This window comes from Shewanella psychropiezotolerans (assembly GCF_007197555.1).
GTDB classification, from domain to species: domain Bacteria; phylum Pseudomonadota; class Gammaproteobacteria; order Enterobacterales; family Shewanellaceae; genus Shewanella; species Shewanella psychropiezotolerans.
This window is the reverse complement of record NZ_CP041614.1, coordinates 5,761,983-5,779,639: the sequence shown is the minus strand read 5'-3', so window position 1 is coordinate 5,779,639 and position 17,657 is coordinate 5,761,983. Positions and strand designations below refer to the sequence as shown.

Below are 17,657 nucleotides of genomic sequence, written 5' to 3'. Positions count from 1 at the left end.
CATTATTTTGACGTTTGACAGTTTAAATTTTGTCCTAAATGGATTCATTTGCTCAAATTAGTCAAAAGGTGAGCAAACAGACGAAAAAAATGCTTTTAACTGTAGACGGCGGGGCAAATAATTCATATTATGTGCGCCGCTAACAAGGCAGGCACCCATAGCTCAGCTGGATAGAGCGCACCCCTCCGGAGGGTGAGGCCGAGGGTTCGAATCCTTCTGGGTGCACCAGATTGAACAGAACGCCAAGTTAGTGAAAAAGTTGTTAGAAGTTGAAAGTCAGTGGTGATTGTAGCTCAGTTGGTAGAGCCCCGGATTGTGATTCCGGTTGTCGTGGGTTCGAGCCCCATCAGTCACCCCATTTCAACCCCTTATTTAGATTTTAGATAAGGCAGTTGTAAAGATACAAAGACTCGGATTCTCAATGAGAGAAAGTGCGCAGCTCGGTAGCGCATTCCGATTTACTCTTTATAAAAGAGAGTAAGAGTGGACCTGAGGGTCAGAGGTTCGAATCCTGCTTTTTATTAAAGGTAGGGCCGACCACATTCAGTTTCAATAGCAACAAATTCTCGGTGATTAGCGCAGCCCGGTAGCGCATCTGGTTTGGGACCAGAGGGTCAGAGGTTCGAATCCTCTATCACCGACCACATTTAAAGGTATTGAATCAAATTGATTTTGATTTGATATTAAAAGTAAAAATTTACGGACTCTTAATGAGTAGAAGTGCGCAGCCTGATAGCGTATCCCGATTTGAAACAAGAGTGGACCAGAAGGTCAGAGGTTCGAATCCTGCTTTTTATAAAAGATAGAGCCGACGACACTAAGTTTCAATAAACAAGTTTACGGTGATTAGCGCAGCCCGGTAGCGCATCTGGTTTGGGACCAGAGGGTCAGAGGTTCGAATCCTCTATCACCGACCACTTTACGAAAAACCTTCTGAGAAATCAGAAGGTTTTTTTCGTTTAAGCCAAAAAGATCAGAGGTTCGAATCCTCTCTTTTTATGACTGGATGGCCGACCACTTTCAAAAGCCTAATACTATAAGGGTGGAGTTCCTTCTTTAAATTCTTTTACTATATTTTCTCTGAATTCTGGGGTGTTTTCATATCCGTGAACACTCCCCCCATGCTCGATGACTGCTTTAAGCAATTCTTCTTTCGTATCAGCAGCAAGTGCTACTGAACATTTGACATCACCAGGGTAATTCCTACAGTCGATATAGTATCTAGACATAATAATTCTCCTTAAATGGTTACAACGCTAACTATAAATAAATCATCTTTTGGCAAGGAACACATCTACCTTAAATTGCTAGTGATGGATAATAAAATTCACCTTTCGTAAAAAGAGAGTCTCATTGTTCCTGTGTCATGAGGTTGAATTTAATATTAGTACAAGCTAGACGCTTTTTTTTAAAAGTGACTTATCGATCAAATTCCTGTCTATGAGGTTGTATTACAAGGCACTCTGGAGAAAAACTGGGTTTCCACCGCTATTCAACTATAAAAATCACAGCGTAATCACTACAGAGCTATCAAAATCATTACAGATTTTCCATTATGCCAGAGAAATGCGGCACCAAGTAAGACTGGCAAACTTAAGCTTGGGAATGACCCCCAAAAAATCAAGTGCATGAAAAAGACCAGCAGCATTTGCTATTGGTCTGATAAAGTCGTCAACCTATTTCTGGACGGGACATTAAGGATAGCTAGAGGATTCAAATCTTCTCTTTTTATGACTGGATGGCCGACCACTTTCGAAAATCCTTCTGAGAATTAGCAGACTTTTTTTGTTAAGCCAAAAAGATCAGAGGTTCGAATCCTGCTTTTTATAAAAGAAAAGGCCTCAGAAGTTAGCTGAGGCCTTTTTATTGATTGATAAGCGTATGGGGGCTAGATTTCTTCAACTTCCACAGGAGGATGGATATAGCCCATGTAGGCACTGGTTTTTAATGGTACGAAGCGTTCTAATTGCTGCTTCTCTTCTATACCTGTGACTATGACTTGAATATCTAACCCTCTCGCGACATTGATCAAGGCTCGACACAGTTCGCTACTATGTTCACTCTCGTCATAATAAGCGAAGGACTGGTCGAGTTTGACATAACTCGGTCTGAGAGTTTGTAAGTAGGCCATAGAGCCAAATTGGCGACCGAAGTGATCGATACCGAAGTGGGCACCATTATCGCGAATAATAGTACATAGGGCTTCACAAGAGTCTGGGTCGCTATATACGCCTGCCTCCGGAATGTCGAAACAGATCCGCTCAGAGAGGCTAGATGCGCGTAAAAAGCCATTTAACCATTCATGGAATTTGGGATCGCTTAGACTGTGGAAGGTTAAGTTAATGGCAATAGGCTCATAGTTTCTTTCGAGTAGCTTCTGAGTGGTTAGCGTTTCGATAAGGCATTTATCGAGCAGGGCACCGAGAGAAAGCAGTTCGACATAGGGCATAAACTGGCCAGCATGTACGGTTTTATCGCCGATTTCCAGCTGACAGTAGAGCTCTCTCTGGGTAATAGAATCACCGTCATTGAGGTGGACAGGTTGCCACTTAAATTTGAACTGTCGGTTGTTAATTGCATTACTTAGATGCTCACGCCATTGTTCACGAGTAAATAGCTGTTTCTCGTTGGTTTCGAACCAGTGAAACACCTTATCTTCTTTGATTGCTTTTTGAAGGGCATTATCAGTTTGAGCTAAGATATCCGATACCGACATCTGTCCAATACGTTCGGCAATACCGATAGAAAAGTTTTCATTTGGCTTACAGCCAGCTTTTGACATCTCTTGATTTATCGTGCGGATTAATGTTTGCAGATATTTACTGGTTTGCTCGTGCTCTGCGCTGGAGATTAAAAATGCAAACTCATAAGCTGAGATTCTAGCAATAACAGAGTTGGTGATAGCGTCTAAATGCTCTTTCATCTTCTGAGAAAGTAGTTTTATGGTTTCGTCTCGAACTTGGTATCCGTATTTACTATGGACTTCTTCTAGCCAGTCAAATTTTGCCATCACCAAGGCGCCACTCTTAGGCTCATTAAGCCAGCTGCTTAAGTGGCCCATCATATATTGACGGTTAGGTAAGCCTGAGACTTGATCGATCAGGTTTTTCTTTCTCAGCTCACCAACCTCTTCATCCAGGGAGTTAAAGATCTGCTTGAGTTGATCCGACATGCTATTAAAAGCGAGTACCACAGATTTCAGTTCCATGGTTTTAGGGATTTTCATGTCCGGGCCAAATTTACGCTGGGCGATATCTTGGGCATGCTCGGCTATTTCGTGCAAGGGGCGTAGAATCCAGGTGAGACCGACACGTGCACAGACTATGGCAATAAGGAAAAGCACAGAAAACACTATGATAGCGTTGGTCATGGTACGCCATAACTCGTGATAACCAAATCCCGGGTGGGCCGTTATCTCTAACCGGGCAAGTTGGATCCAGCCCGACGTAATAGTGCTCTCTTTCTTGATCGTTTCAAAAAAGTCCAGCTCGATAAACCATTGTGGTACACCTTGAATATTGACTGGGTTTTCCCACACTTGCTGTTTTCCATCGACGAGCCAGGTGAGTTTAACTTGTTGGTAGTAACCACCTTCGAAGATAACATTAATCAAGGTTTCGGCGCCGACAATATCACCCGCTTCAAGATCCGGAATTAACATGATCCCTAAAGAGTTACTGGTATTGTTGAGATCTGACTCCATCTGCTTGGTCAGAAAGTTCTGTGTCTCTGTAAACTGTACATAGCCTAGACTTGCCACTACTAATAAAAATAGGCCAAACAGCAGTGAGTATATCTGTCGAAACAGTGTCATCTTTCTAGCTACTCCAATCTTAATTTGGGTTTTCTGAGTCTTTCGACACCCAATCTATATTTGAGATCGTTCCACTTCGCCAGTTTCTTGGATGAACCAGCAAGAACGCCTCGTCCTTTTTCTTTGTTTAGCCATAGCTGTCGACCATTAAAACTGTATACCGGCAGCAAGTCTTTCCTTTGAGTCGCAGGTTTTATTCTTCTATCTAAATTGTCGAGTACCAAAGGAATAGAAGAGGGTTTCTCATAGTAAGCAAGCACCATGTGATATTGATTCACAGTGGTCGCTTTTACCATAGTAATCCTCAGCTTATCTTCAGGGATACCTAACTGAAGCAAGGTGAAATATTTTGCAATGGAGAAATCTTCACAATCGCCGCCATTGACACCAATAAACTCCATAGGGGTAGACCAATAATTACTATCACCCCAGAGCTTGATATCATCAACAAAACGAAAAAGATTGAAAAATTTATTCACCTTAGTGAGCTTCTCTCTTTCGCTGAGGCCTTGAGCCGAGTCGAGTACCTTAAACCAGGCTCTGGCCCTTTTTCCAGCTCGTTCACCATATCTCGACTCGAGAGTCGAGACGATGTGCTCTTTATTCAATGTTTGCGTGGGGGAGGCATATAGGCACGAAGCTACCAGAGCCAGTGCCACTAAGATGAATTGGCAGACCTTCTTGCATGATAATTTACGACTAAGCCTGCCTTTCATGGTGCTCTGTTAATTTCCCTATTCCACTTCTTCATCAACGGTATAGATATGCCATTTCATATCAGCCGTTGTGTCTTCTCCAGTGACTTCGGCAATAACGCGTCTATTTCGAGTTTGGGCCATATCTGTGCCACTCTCATCGACGGGACGATCGTAGCTATAACCTATCGCGGTTAGCCTATCGGATGCAATACTGTATTGTTCCGACAATAGCGAGGTCACTGCATCGGCTCTGTTTTGCGACAAGGCTAAGTTGTGATCGTAAGATCCTGTCTTACTACAGTGGCCTTCGATGGTGACATTAGTATTAGGAAATTCGTTCATGAAAATGGCTATGACTTCAACTTGTTCGTAATACATAGGGTCTATGTAGTGGGAATCGTTGGCGAATAAAATTTTCAGTTCAGAGCGTTCGTGAATGGGCTTTACCTTGCCACAACCATAGTTATCAATCGTTGCACCCATAAGGGTATCGTTACAGCGTTCGCGGGCGACGATGACACCGTCTTTGTCCAGATCGTTAAGATCCTGGAGTTGTGTCGTATTGCCATCCATGGTCACTATGCTTGAGCATGCACTTAGCAGAGTGATGGCTAACAGTGTTATGAAGGTTTTCATTAGTTTACTCCTCCTTCGTAACTACGATCGCCTTGCCATACATCTGGGCGAGTGACTCGCAGAGATTCAAGCAGTCGACCCGTAGCATTTAAAATACGGTATTCAGATAAAATTTCGTCGTATTCGGCTTCAAGATAGTCTTTACGTGCTTCGAATAGCTCATTCTCGGTGTCGAGCAGATCGAGTAAGGTGCGTTGGCCTAAATTGAATTGCTGACTGTACGCGACTTGAGTATCTTTGGCGGCGACCACATGGTCACGAATATACATTTTCTGCGGAACTAATAACTCATAAGCATTCCAGGCTAGGCTGACGCCTTCGACGACTTGACGATAAGCACGCTCGCGGATCTCCTTGGCTTCACCTATCTTGTAGCTTGCTTCTCTTTCTCTGGCACGATCTTTACCGCCCGAGAACAGGTTGTACTTTATTCTTACCATAGCAACGAGATCATTGCTGTGGCCGCCGACGTTTTGTGAAGCTAGCAGTGAAAAGCCATCTTCACCATCCAGATTATTATTCCAATTACCATCCAGTTCTAATGATAATTTTGGATAGTAATTAGATAGGGCTGAGTCACGCTCATTGACTGCGGCATTGATATCGCTACTTGCCGATTTTAATATTGGGTGATTATCTTGGGCTAACTTAACACTGGTATTAAGATCTTCCGGTATCATGTCATCATCGGGAACCGGCACAATCAGATCTTCTGGTTGCTTCTCGACCACACGCACAAACTGAGCCTTAGCATCATAGAAATTGTTCTTAGCCGAGATCAGATTGGCATTAGCCCTAGCACGACGTCCTGTGATCTGGGAGAGATCGGCAATTGAGCCTAAACCTGAGTCGGTTCTTTCTTTGATCTGTTCATAAATCTCTTGATGACTTACAAGGTTTTTCTCTGCCAGAGTGAGGACTTGCTCACTTTTGATATAGTTTACATAGACCTTAGTGACATCCAGTGCCATATCTTCTGCCGCGGCAAACAGTGCCCATTGTTCCGCACTAGCCTCGAAGCTGTATCTGTCGACTTCGCTCGAAGTATAAAAGCCATCGAACAGCATCTGTTTGATACTAAAGCCAGCTTCGCCGCGTTCTAGCTCGATAACACCTTCATCATCGACTTCACCGAGTCCTGCTTTTCTTCTTGTCGACGGGCTATTGGTCTGCTCCCAACCGTAGCCGCCGCTGATGTCTACCGTAGGCATATAACCAGCTATTGCCTGATTAACTTGCTCTTCACGGGCTTTGAAACGGTTGAAGGCGATACGTATTTCAGGATTAGTATCTAGTGTGTGCGCGACAGCTTGCTCCAGTGTTTGGCTATATGCCGAGGCTGGTAGTATCAGCGCGCCAACGGCTAACGCAAGAGCGCTGCGTTTTAACTGCCGAATAGTGCAGGTTTTCATGTTAACCCCTCCAGGTCGATTTTCTTGGGCCTAGCGTTCTCTGAGCGCCGTATCTTTAGCCCTTAAAATTGGATTAAGTATGTACTCTAGAACGGATCTTTGCCCAGTAATTACATCAACCGAAGTCAACATACCAGGTATAATCGGCATTTTAGTGCCATCGTCCTTAGTCAAACTTGATAAATCGGTTCTAACCCTTACAAGATAGAAACTGTTTCCCTCTTCGTCCTGTGTTGTATCGGCACTAATATGCTCTACAACGCCATTTAATCCCCCGTAACGGGTGAAGTCATAAGCGGTAACTTTGACTACGGCGGGCAAGCCAGGATGTAAAAATGCGATATCTTTCGGTAGTATTTTCGTTTCAATTAGCAATTGATCTTCCGATGGAACAATTTCTATGATGTCGATCCCAGGCTGGACCACTCCGCCTAATGTGTTGATATGAATGGTTTTTATGGTTCCGTTTACTGGTGATTTTATCTCTGCTTTATCCACTTTATCTTGTGCGCCGACCTGTGCCTCGTTCATTCGAGAAAGTTTGGTTTGCAGTTCGTTGAGTTGGGTTCTGGCGTCAGCCGCGAAATTTAATACGGCTTCACGCCTTTTTAATATTGCTTCATCCTGAGAAGCTTTGAGTTTAGGTCTTAATAATCTAAGAGAAGCGAGTTCACCCCGAATGTCGTTGACTACACGCTCTACTTTTATCAACTCGACTTCAGGCACGATGCCTTTATCGGCTAAGGGCTTGGTGAGTTCCAGTTCGCGGGAAACCAGCTGGTAACTTCTCGAAAGTGTGTCTATTTTTGACGCTAATTCTTTAGACTCTTGTTGTTTCTGCTGGATCTGGCGGGCTAAAATTTCCAGTTGATTAATCAGGCTATCCAATCGGCCTGTATATTCATTAGACTGACGTTGAATCAAGGCGGGTTCCTCCTTGATTAATTCTCCGGAAAATTGCAGTGGCCTTGGGGTTATCTTGACCTGCTCTCTCCAGTCGACAGACATGCTGGTGATCGTGATGCTGGATAATTCGGACGATAAACGAACCACGTTGGCTTGCAGGCTATATACCTCCTGAGCTTGCTGTTCATAGTCAGAGCGAAAACGAGTGTCATCGATGCGCATTAAGGCTTGGCCTTTAGTAACCATCATGCCTTCTTTGACATACATCTCCTGCATGATGCCGCCATCAAGACTCTGAATTACCTGGATTTGTGAGGAGGGGATGACTTTCCCCATGCCTGTGGTGACCTGATCCAACTCGGAAAAATAGGCCCAGAGCAGAAAGCAAACCCCCATGGCCGCGAGCGACCAAATGATTAACCTGTGGCTAGTTGGCGCATCGGTCATCATGGCGCCGTATACGTCATCGACCATCTCTAAATCTTGGGTAGTCAGATGCTTACTCATTTTTGGCTCCTGAGAGTAAGCCTTTACTCAGTTTATCTAATACCTCGTCTTTAGGACCATCTGCAATGACATGGCCTCGGTCCAGTACTATGATGCGATCCACAAGTTTAAGCAGGTGCATCTTATGGGTGATAATCAGTAAGGTTCTATCGCGGCTGACATTCTGCATCGCACGAATGAATTGCTTCTCGGCTCTGGCATCCAGGCTGGCCGTGGGTTCATCCATTAGCAGCACAGGAGGATCATTCAAGGTTGCTCTGGCTAACGCGACAGTCTGCCTCTGACCACGGGAGAGGGATTGACCGCCTTCGCCAACCTGTTGATCTAGGCCTTCGGTCTCCAGATCGGTAAACAGATTGATTCCGGACAGCTGTACCGCCCTAATGAGTTGATGTTCGGATACCTGTCTGGTACCAAACAAGATGTTATCTCTTATTGAACCATGGAACAGGGTGATATCCTGAGGTAGGTAGCCAAAGTTCCTACGAAGGTCGGTGGGATGTATTTGAGCCGAATCTAACCCATCATACCTAAGGCTTCCTTTTGTCGGCTGGTATAGGCCTACAAGCATCTTAGCCAGGGTACTCTTGCCTGAGCCATTACGACCAATGATAGCTATGCGTTCACCGGGTTTGATGTTGAGTGACATGGTGTGCAGCACAGGCTTCTCAGATCCAGGATAGGAGAAGCTGATATGGTCGGCATTGATCTGGCCTTCCAGGCGCTGACGGCTGACAAGATGCCCTTTGTTTTCAAACTCATCTTCCTGCGCCATGATCTCATTTAGCTGACGCAAAGCGCTGGCGGTGTGGTTGCCTCGGGTCATCAAGCCTGCTAATTGTGCCATCGGAGAGATTGCACGGCTCGATAAGATAACCGCAGCTATAATGCCACCCATAGATATCGCATTATCTGCGACTCGGTAAACACCCAAGATAACCACACACACGACTGAAAGTTGTACGGTGAAATTGGCCAGGTTAGTCACAGAGGTTGATAACTTTTTCGATTTTAACTGCCAGTTTGCCGTATGACCTATCATCTGTTGCCAGCTCTTCTGAACCAGGCCTTCGGCGCCACTGGATTTGATTGACTCCAGAGAAGCTAGGGATTCAATAAGGTGGCCATGTTTGAGGCTGGAGAATTTATTACTCTCTTCTATCGCGGCTTTCAGTTTAGGCTGTACGATTAAGGTATAACCGATAATGATGATACTGCCTATTAGCGGGATAATTGCGAGATCACCGGCCACAACGTAGATAATGATCATAAAGAAGATAGCGAAGGGTAGATCCACCAGAGTCGTAATCGTCGCAGAGGTTAAAATTTCTCGAATGCTATCAAATTCACCCAGTTGTTTAGCCATACCACCTACACTCGGTGAGCGCTTCTCTAATGGAATGCCAATGGCTTTAGCAAACAGTCGTGAGGAGACGATGATATCGACCTTCTTACCTGCGACGTCGATAAGATAAGCTCTTAGTTGCCGCATGATAAGATCAAACACATAAGCAATTCCTGCGCCTATGGCCAAGACCCACAGAGACTCGAATGCTAGGTTAGGCACCACTTTATCGTAGACATTCATGATAAAGAGAGGCGAAACCAGGGCGAATATATTAACCAATACCGAGGCGATCAACGCATCTCGATAGATAGGCGCAGAATCTTTAAGGGTCTGTAACAACCAGTGGCTGCTAGTGTCATGCTGGTGAACATCGAAACCCATATCGCCGCGGTATTGTTGTTTAACCAGAAACAAGTAACCGACATAGATCGCTTCTAACTCTTCTATGGATAAGACCTGTTCACCACCAGTTTCAGGCAGCTGAATCACGGCTCTGTCTTTATCGAAATCTATCTCCCTGAGCAGGCAGGCTTTCTTATCTTTAAGCAGCAAGATACAAGGTAAGAAGATCGGCGATACTTGATCTAGGCCCTTACGGGTTAATTTTGCCGTTAAGCCCGCACGGCCAGCGGCTTGGGGAACCAGATCAGGTGTTAGGACACTAGAGGATAAGGGGAGCCCTGCCGCCAGCGATTCGCTGGAGCATGGGCTACCGAAATATTCAGTAAGTAGGACTAAACTGTCTAGCAAGGGGTCGACAGAGACTCTTTGTGACGCAGAGACTGTCCATTGCTCAGTTTTATGAGAAGCAGTTACAGGCACCTAAAACTTATCCTTAAGAATTATGCTAAGAATTTATTGCATTTGTATTATGAAATTATTAATCATAATGACCTATATTACTATAGGCCATTGTTAGATTTAATTTTTATTTAAGGAATTAGGTGCTGGATTTGTTCATCTTGTTGTGAGTTAGACTCCGATCCTGAATTATAGGCAAACGCTGTTGAGCTAGACGATGCAGAAGCTTGATTATCTATGATCAGAGCACCATCACCATTGTTACCGAGCAAACCATTAATTATTGCTTCATCAGTCGCACCATATGCCGTGGATAGGTCGACACCATCGAGAACGATTAGTTGATCGACATTACCATCATGATTCGCATCAATTTCGATCGTCGTCGTACCATTATTCACAGTGAAATGCAGGTACTGACCCAGATTACCGGCATTTTCACCTTGTAATAGGTCACTAAGGTCTAGCTTATCTTCTCCGAGATTGAAGTCGGTAATGTGATCGGTTCCCGTAGAGCCTGCAGACCAAACAAAGGTATCGGCACCTATGTCATTTGTATTCGTTCCACCAGTCAGTGTATCGTCACCGAGTCCGCCAATAAGGATATCATCACCTAGACCCCCGATAAGGACATCGTTACCGCCTTGGCCGAAGAGGAGATCATTTCCTTCCCCGCCATAGATTGTATCTGCGCCGTCATCGGTGCGAGACACATCGAATACTCCTGGGTTTGCTGTGACAAATTCATGGACATCTTGCACTGAAACATCTGCAAGGTTCTGGCTGGTCTCTTGAGCTACGTACTTTTGTAGTGCCGTATAACCTTGGCCTTCGATATTATCGAATTTAACCAAGTCGCCGAAGATGATGTCATTACCAGCTGCTGCGTCGACGGTATCATCGCCTTGAATCAGTGTTTGCTCTGAACCCAGAATGATGTTGGCGAGATCGGATGCATTGATATTGGCATGAGCCTGACCATCTGAGTCATATGGAATCAAATCATCTAAATCAATTCCACTGCCAATACCGATGGCTTCAACTTCAGATACGGTATTGAGAACAGAAAATGCAGCTAATGCTTGCGCTTCAGCTTCTGCATCTGACCCATTGGTTATCAGGCTAACAACATAGTTCCCATTAGCATCCTCTTTTAAGGCGCCTTGCAAGCTGCTCTTCCACTGGCTGCCATCTTTATACCAATAGTTTACATTGCCGTATTCATCTACGATCACTTTACCTGCATGTACAAGTTCTTGGCCTGGAACGTAATCTGAAAGTAAGTCTGATAAATGCTTATCATTTTGGGATCCTGATGGATTGTAAACCCAAACATTATCCGGTGAGGTGTCGACAACATAGTTGTTGGTTTCACCATCGGTGATGAAGTAAGTAAGATTAGTACCATCGTTTGACGCAGCTTCACCGTTGTTAAACCATTCTGTGACAACTTCAAATGCAGCTTCATAGTTCGTTCTGCCACCGCTATAGATGGTATCAAGTGCACCTTCTAAGTTGGAGATAGCATTTGAATCAGATAAATCAACTGAAACATTAACTTTAGTGCCGGTATCGAAATCGACGAGCAGAATGTTTACCACACCGGCATGAGCACCAGCAGCGCTAGCCTTGAGAGTATTGAATACCTCCAAAAGCTGAGCTTTTGCGGTATTGACATTACTGCTTCCCATGCTGCCAGATGAATCAAGAATAAAGGCGATATTGTAGTTTTCACCTTCAACAACTTGAATACCCGTGGAATCACTGACAATGACGTCATGGTTTTCTGTGCCTGTAATATTGTCATCGCCATATGAGCCATTGTCTTGGGCATAGTCGCGCAATGAAATGTTTAGCGGTACTGAACTTGTCTCGGAATCATTATTGCTGAACTCAGTGCTAGTTACGCTAACGGTTAAGGCAAACTCTAAATCGCCAGCATAATCTTCTTCTACTTGAAGTTTTAGATCGTTTAGCTCAGCAGTCGTTAGTGTCCAACTACCGTTACCATTATTGACTCCAGCTGATAGATAAACGCCATTTGGTACGCCGCTAATAGTTACTTCCGATAGGGTTTCACTTCCATCGTTATCGGTTAAAGCAACGTCAATATCCAGTGGGATTTCTTTAAGCTGTACTTGAGTCAGAGAGCCATCAGGACCAACGACATAAACGCTGTCAGCAAATATCAGACGCTCAACTTGATAAAGGTGGTCACCCGCATCTAAGTTTGTTGTATTGACCGAGCTGGCATCAACTCCTCGACTATCATTGATTAGTAGATACGGCGTTACTGAATGATCAAAGTGATTAGTTATGGTGTAGTCGGCAAAGTTACCCGAGTAGATGGCTGTATCAGTTCCTGAACCACCGTAGATAGAGTCATTTTGCCCGCCGCCGATGAAGATGTCATCACCTGCATTGCCATGCAATGAGTCAGCTTGTGCGCCGCCAATTAATATATCGTTGCCAGTGCCCCCACTGAGTGAGTTTTGAGCATTCTCACTACCTTCAATGAATGAGTTCTCATTCCCAGAGACTGCATGTTGGCCAGCTAATACCGCCTCGATATTAGTGCCAAACACCACATCATTAACTTGAACACTAGCTGGAACACTGGTATCCATCGGAGTCTTATCAATCCAAACCAAGTCGCCAGCAGATGCTGATAGAACTGGTGCATCAGCGTCTGCTGTAATATTAATAGTAACGGTAGAGGCATTACTATCGGTTGTTCCGTCTGTCGCAACATAATCAAATTCAGCCAGTGCGTCACCACGGTTACCTATACTACCTTGATTACCATCGGCCTGATCGTCATTTGGAACAAATCGGACTTGGCCTGCATCAAACATAGCAGAGCTTAATAGCATACCAACCGCAACAGCCTCCCAAGAGCCATTGTTGAGATACTGTAAGCTACCATTGGCGGCGTTTGGAAGGTTTGTTGTTCTAATCGATAGGTTAGCTTTCGCCGTATCTGTGTCACTGACGTTGAAGTCACTCCACTGCAAGATAAGCGCTGTATCCTCAGTGCCTTGAACTGAACCATCAATTGTTATAGGAGCGGCATCGACATGAGGTGTGATAGCAAAGTGACCCGTTACACTGTCACCGTCACCATCAGTAGCTACAACATTGAAGTCTATCTGACTGTCAGATGGGCTTTGCATCGCCTGGTATTGATAAAACTCCCACTGGCCAGTCGCTGGGGTGAATTCGACTTTAAAAATAAGCTCACCAGAGGCCGTTTGTCCCAGCATGGTATTATCAGACTGAGTCATTAGAATCGTTTCACCACTTGCAGTCAGCAGAGCATTTTCATCACTCCCCGTAAATACAAGTGAGCCAAAACCATCGGCTCCCCAATGAGTATCGACTTCTCCGGATGCATAACCAATGGCTTGTGCATCGGTACCGAGGAATTCGATAGACTTGATTGTTATATCGCTATTGTCACCGTGTGCGGCATTGAACCCATTATCGGTTGACTTGATTACTAGCTGATCGAAGCCCCCCTGGAGCACCTCAAAGACTGCGGCATAGTTACCATCTGATGCATCCGAGCTAAATGTTTGTGTTGCGATTAGCTGGCCATCTCGATAAAACTCAACCACGCCAACTTCAAGCTCCCCACCAAACATATTGGCAAACTCAATGTTAACGCCATAAGCCACGGTACCTGGATCTAATGTGATGATTATCTCTTCGGAGGCTTCTGAACCATCGGCAAACTTACGGAAATCTACTTCGTTGGAGATATTGTGGTAAGGGGATCCTACACTGTTAACGCCAATGCCATTACTGGTACTGTTGACGCTGGCATCAATCAATGTTGAATCTGTAGAAGATGTGAATCCTCGAGCTGTAATAGTGAAACCATCAAAATCAATAGAGCTAGAGTTACCACTTTGACCAGTGAGCGAGAATTCACCAATAAGACTATCTGGAATATCTATGTCGGTAACAACTTCTGCAGCTGAATCGGTAATCTCCGGAGCATCATCCTCAATCGTAACGGTAAAGTTTCCGTTGGTTATAGAGCCATTCCCATCATCGACTGAAATGCCGAAGTCTAATGATATGTTGTCTTCACTAGTTGCATTTGTGTGATCGACTGGAGCCAGTAAGGTTACATCGTAGCCCCAATCTCCAGGTGTATTACCTGCAGGAGCCGTAAGCACTACAGACATCACTTCAAGGTAAGAGTTTTCACCTGAAGTACCAATGAAACCTGTAAGAGTTTGTGAACCTGCATCCCAAGACCACTGAACCGTTATGCCGCCGGAAGTTAGTGGAGAAGTAGGACCTGACAAGGCGACAGTCAGCGTATCACCATCAACATCTTCAATACTGATAATACCACTTGCAGCAATAGCATTCGTCGTATCTGTATCACCAGTGTCATCAACTAGGCCATCAGTGAGGCCCTCTTCTGAGACTCGAGCATTGGTAGTTGTTGTGATGTCAGCCGGGTCGTTGGCGCCGACAATGGTGATGATCACGTTGTGTGAGGCGGTGCCATCGGCACTGGTCACTGTGATGGTGCGGGTCAGCGTCTGGCCGTCAGTCAGTGACTGCACATCGGCGTGGCTGTTATTTAGGGTGTAACTCCAGTTGCCGTCAGCGTCGATGCTAAAGCTACCGTAGTTGCCATCGGCCACATCAGATTGTACCTGGAATACCGCTTCGCCGCTGTCGACGTCGGTGACGGTCAAGCTGCCAGAGACCATTTCAACGGTCACTGCATCGGTATCGGTTGCACCATCTTCAGTGACGGTACCGGCATCGCTATCGCCCTGGCCGACGGTGATGTCAGCCGGGTCGTTGGCACCGACAATGGTGATGATCACGTTGTGTGAGGCGGTGCCATCGGCACTGGTCACTGTGATGGTACGGGTCAGCGTCTGGCCGTCAGTCAGTGACTGCACATCTGCATGGTCGTTATTAAGTGTGTAAGTCCAGTTGCCGTCAGCGTCGATGCTAAAGCTACCGTAGTTGCCATCGGCGACATCAGTTTGTACCTGGAATACCGCTTCGCCGCTGTCGACGTCGGTGACGGTCAAGCTGCCAGAGACCGATTCAACAGTATCGACATCGGTATCGGTTGCGCCATCTTCAGTGACGGTACCGGCATCGCTATCGCCCTGGCCGACGGTGATGTCAGCCGGGTCGTTGGCGCCGACAATGGTGATGATCACGTTGTGTGAGGCGGTGCCATCGGCACTGGTCACTGTGATGGTACGGGTCAGCGTCTGGCCGTCAGTCAGTGACTGCACATCTGCATGGTCGTTATTAAGTGTGTAAGTCCAGTTGCCGTCAGCGTCGATGCTAAAGCTACCGTAGTTGCCATCGGCGACATCAGATTGTACCTGGAATACCGCTTCGCCAGTATCCACATCGGTGACGGTCAAGCTGCCAGAGACCATTTCAACGGTCACTGCATCGGTATCGGTTGCGCCATCTTCAGTGACGGTGCCGGCATCGCTATCGCCTTGGCCAACGGTGATGTCAGCCGGGTCGTTGGCACCGACAATGGTGATGATCACGTTGTGTGAGGCGGTGCCATCGGCACTGGTCACTGTGATGGTACGGGTCAGCGTCTGGCCGTCAGTCAGTGACTGAACATCGGCGTGGTCGTTATTAAGTGTGTAAGTCCAGTTGCCGTCAGCGTCGATGCTAAAGCTACCATAGTTGCCATCGGCGACATCAGATTGTACCTGGAATACCGCTTCGCCAGTATCGACATCGGTGACGGTCAAGCTGCCAGAGACCATTTCAACGGTATCGACATCGCTGTCAGTCAGACCATCTTCAGTGACGGTACCGGCATCGCTATCGCCCTGGCCGACGGTGATGTCAGCCGGGTCGTTGGCGCCGACAATGGTGATGATCACGTTGTGTGAGGCGGTGCCATCGGCACTGGTCACTGTGATGGTACGGGTCAGCGTCTGGCCGTCAGTCAGTGACTGCACATCGGCGTGGTCGTTATTAAGTGTGTAACTCCAGTTGCCGTCAGCGTCGATGCTAAAGCTACCGTAGTTGCCATCGGCGACATCAGATTGTACCTGGAATACCGCTTCGCCAGTATCCACATCGGTGACGGTCAAGCTGCCAGAGACCATTTCAACGGTCACTGCATCGGTATCGGTTGCGCCATCTTCAGTGACGGTGCCGGCATCGCTATCGCCTTGGCCAACGGTGATGTCAGCCGGGTCGTTGGCACCGACAATGGTGATGATCACGTTGTGTGAGGCGGTGCCATCGGCACTGGTCACTGTGATGGTACGGGTCAGCGTCTGGCCGTCAGTCAGTGACTGCACATCTGCATGGTCGTTATTAAGTGTGTAACTCCAGTTGCCGTCAGCGTCGATGCTAAAGCTACCGTAGTTGCCATCGGCCACATCAGATTGTACCTGGAATACCGCTTCGCCAGTATCGACATCGGTGACGGTCAAGCTGCCAGAGACCATTTCAACGGTCACTGCATCGGTATCGGTTGCGCCATCTTCAGTGACGGTACCGGCATCGCTATCGCCCTGGCCGACGGTGATGTCAGCCGGGTCGTTGGCGCCGACAATGGTGATGATCACGTTGTGTGAGGCGGTGCCATCGGCACTGGTCACTGTGATGGTACGGGTCAGCGTCTGGCCGTCAGTCAGTGACTGCACATCGGCGTGGTCGTTATTAAGTGTGTAACTCCAGTTGCCGTCAGCGTCGATGCTAAAGCTACCATAGTTGCCATCGGCGACATCAGATTGTACCTGGAATACCGCTTCGCCAGTATCCACATCGGTGACGGTCAAGCTGCCAGAGACCATTTCAACGGTCACTGCATCGGTATCGGTTGCGCCATCTTCAGTGACGGTGCCGGCATCGCTATCGCCTTGGCCAACGGTGATGTCAGCCGGGTCGTTGGCACCGACAATGGTGATGATCACGTTGTGTGAGGCGGTGCCATCGGCACTGGTCACTGTGATGGTACGGGTCAGCGTCTGGCCGTCAGTCAGTGACTGCACATCTGCATGGTCGTTATTAAGTGTGTAACTCCAGTTGCCGTCAGCGTCGATGCTAAAGCTACCGTAGTTGCCATCGGCCACATCAGATTGTACCTGGAATACCGCTTCGCCAGTATCGACATCGGTGACGGTCAAGCTGCCAGAGACCATTTCAACGGTCACTGCATCGGTATCGGTTGCGCCATCTTCAGTGACGGTGCCGGCATCGCTATCGCCTTGGCCAACGGTGATGTCAGCCGGGTCGTTGGCGCCGACAATGGTGATGATCACGTTGTGTGAGGCGGTGCCATCGGCACTGGTCACTGTGATGGTACGGGTCAGCGTCTGGCCGTCAGTCAGTGACTGCACATCGGCGTGGTCGTTATTAAGGTGTAACTCCAGTTGCCGTCAGCGTCGATGCTAAAGCTACCGTAGTTGCCATCGGCGACATCAGTTTGTACCTGGAATACCGCTTCGCCGCTGTCGACGTCGGTGACGGTCAAGCTGCCAGAGACCATTTCAACGGTATCGACATCG

General features: G+C 46.8%; 8 protein-coding genes, 4 tRNA genes and 1 pseudogene. 4 read left to right on the top strand and 9 right to left on the bottom strand.

What is annotated here, in order from left to right:
- The first annotated feature begins 151 nt into the window (after positions 1-151).
- The 4 genes from FM037_RS25235 to FM037_RS25220 all read left to right on the top strand — a co-directional run bounded on the left by FM037_RS25235 (position 152) and on the right by FM037_RS25220 (position 917).
- Positions 152-228, top strand: a tRNA-Arg gene (locus FM037_RS25235).
- 54 nt (positions 229-282) lie between these two features.
- Positions 283-358 (top strand) — tRNA-His (locus FM037_RS25230).
- Between the two features lie 209 nt (positions 359-567).
- Positions 568-644: transfer RNA gene (locus tag FM037_RS25225), tRNA-Pro, on the top strand.
- Between the two features lie 196 nt (positions 645-840).
- Positions 841-917: transfer RNA gene (locus FM037_RS25220), tRNA-Pro, on the top strand.
- A 117-nt stretch (positions 918-1,034) separates the two neighbouring features.
- Here FM037_RS25220 and FM037_RS25215 read toward each other — a convergent pair.
- From FM037_RS25215 to FM037_RS30040, 9 genes and pseudogenes are all read right to left on the bottom strand, one after another.
- Complete coding sequence (locus FM037_RS25215) at positions 1,035-1,229, bottom strand: DUF1059 domain-containing protein (RefSeq protein WP_013053116.1); 195 nt, start codon at positions 1,227-1,229, stop codon at positions 1,035-1,037.
- Positions 1,230-1,888: 659 nt separating this feature from the next.
- A complete protein-coding gene (locus tag FM037_RS25210) occupies positions 1,889-3,814 on the bottom strand; it encodes a bifunctional diguanylate cyclase/phosphodiesterase (RefSeq protein ID WP_144048265.1) in 1,926 nt (641 codons plus the stop codon).
- A gap of 8 nt (positions 3,815-3,822) precedes the next feature.
- Entirely contained in the window at positions 3,823-4,530 is a 708-nt protein-coding gene (locus FM037_RS25205) for a transglutaminase-like cysteine peptidase (RefSeq protein WP_144048264.1), read from the bottom strand.
- 18 nt (positions 4,531-4,548) lie between these two features.
- Positions 4,549-5,148, bottom strand: coding sequence for an OmpA family protein (locus tag FM037_RS25200; protein ID WP_144048263.1), 600 nt, complete (start codon positions 5,146-5,148; stop codon positions 4,549-4,551).
- The gene (locus FM037_RS25195; protein WP_144048262.1) at positions 5,148-6,560 is read right to left on the bottom strand and encodes a TolC family outer membrane protein; all 1,413 of its coding nucleotides are present in this window, start codon (positions 6,558-6,560) and stop codon (positions 5,148-5,150) included. The genes FM037_RS25200 and FM037_RS25195 overlap by 1 nt, the downstream gene beginning before the upstream one ends.
- Positions 6,561-6,590: 30 nt before the next feature.
- The gene (locus tag FM037_RS25190) at positions 6,591-7,973 is read right to left on the bottom strand and encodes an HlyD family type I secretion periplasmic adaptor subunit (RefSeq protein WP_144048261.1); all 1,383 of its coding nucleotides are present in this window, start codon (positions 7,971-7,973) and stop codon (positions 6,591-6,593) included.
- Positions 7,966-10,143, bottom strand: coding sequence for a type I secretion system permease/ATPase (locus FM037_RS25185; protein ID WP_144048260.1), 2,178 nt, complete (start codon positions 10,141-10,143; stop codon positions 7,966-7,968). Before FM037_RS25185 ends, FM037_RS25190 begins: the two co-directional genes overlap by 8 nt.
- Positions 10,144-10,253: 110 nt before the next feature.
- Positions 10,254-12,749: a type I secretion C-terminal target domain-containing protein gene (locus FM037_RS30045; RefSeq protein ID WP_267874906.1), complete on the bottom strand. Its 2,496-nt coding sequence runs from the start codon at positions 12,747-12,749 to the stop codon at positions 10,254-10,256.
- Between the two features lie 1,815 nt (positions 12,750-14,564).
- Positions 14,565-17,638, bottom strand: a pseudogene (locus tag FM037_RS30040) (VCBS domain-containing protein); the annotation flags it as partial.
- Between the last annotated feature and the right edge of the window lie 19 nt (positions 17,639-17,657).

Bases quoted from the DNA above. Each gene is read 5' to 3' on its own strand.
- FM037_RS25215 (WP_013053116.1), bottom strand. From the start codon at position 1,229: ATGTCTAGATACTATATCGACTGTAGGAATTACCCTGGTGATGTCAAA.
- FM037_RS25210 (WP_144048265.1), bottom strand. From the start codon at position 3,814: ATGACACTGTTTCGACAGATATACTCACTGCTGTTTGGCCTATTTTTA.
- FM037_RS25205 (WP_144048264.1), bottom strand. From the start codon at position 4,530: ATGAAAGGCAGGCTTAGTCGTAAATTATCATGCAAGAAGGTCTGCCAA.
- FM037_RS25200 (WP_144048263.1), bottom strand. From the start codon at position 5,148: ATGAAAACCTTCATAACACTGTTAGCCATCACTCTGCTAAGTGCATGC.
- FM037_RS25195 (WP_144048262.1), bottom strand. From the start codon at position 6,560: ATGAAAACCTGCACTATTCGGCAGTTAAAACGCAGCGCTCTTGCGTTA.
- FM037_RS25190 (WP_144048261.1), bottom strand. From the start codon at position 7,973: ATGAGTAAGCATCTGACTACCCAAGATTTAGAGATGGTCGATGACGTA.
- FM037_RS30045 (WP_267874906.1), bottom strand. From the start codon at position 12,749: ATGGATACCAGTGTTCCAGCTAGTGTTCAAGTTAATGATGTGGTGTTT.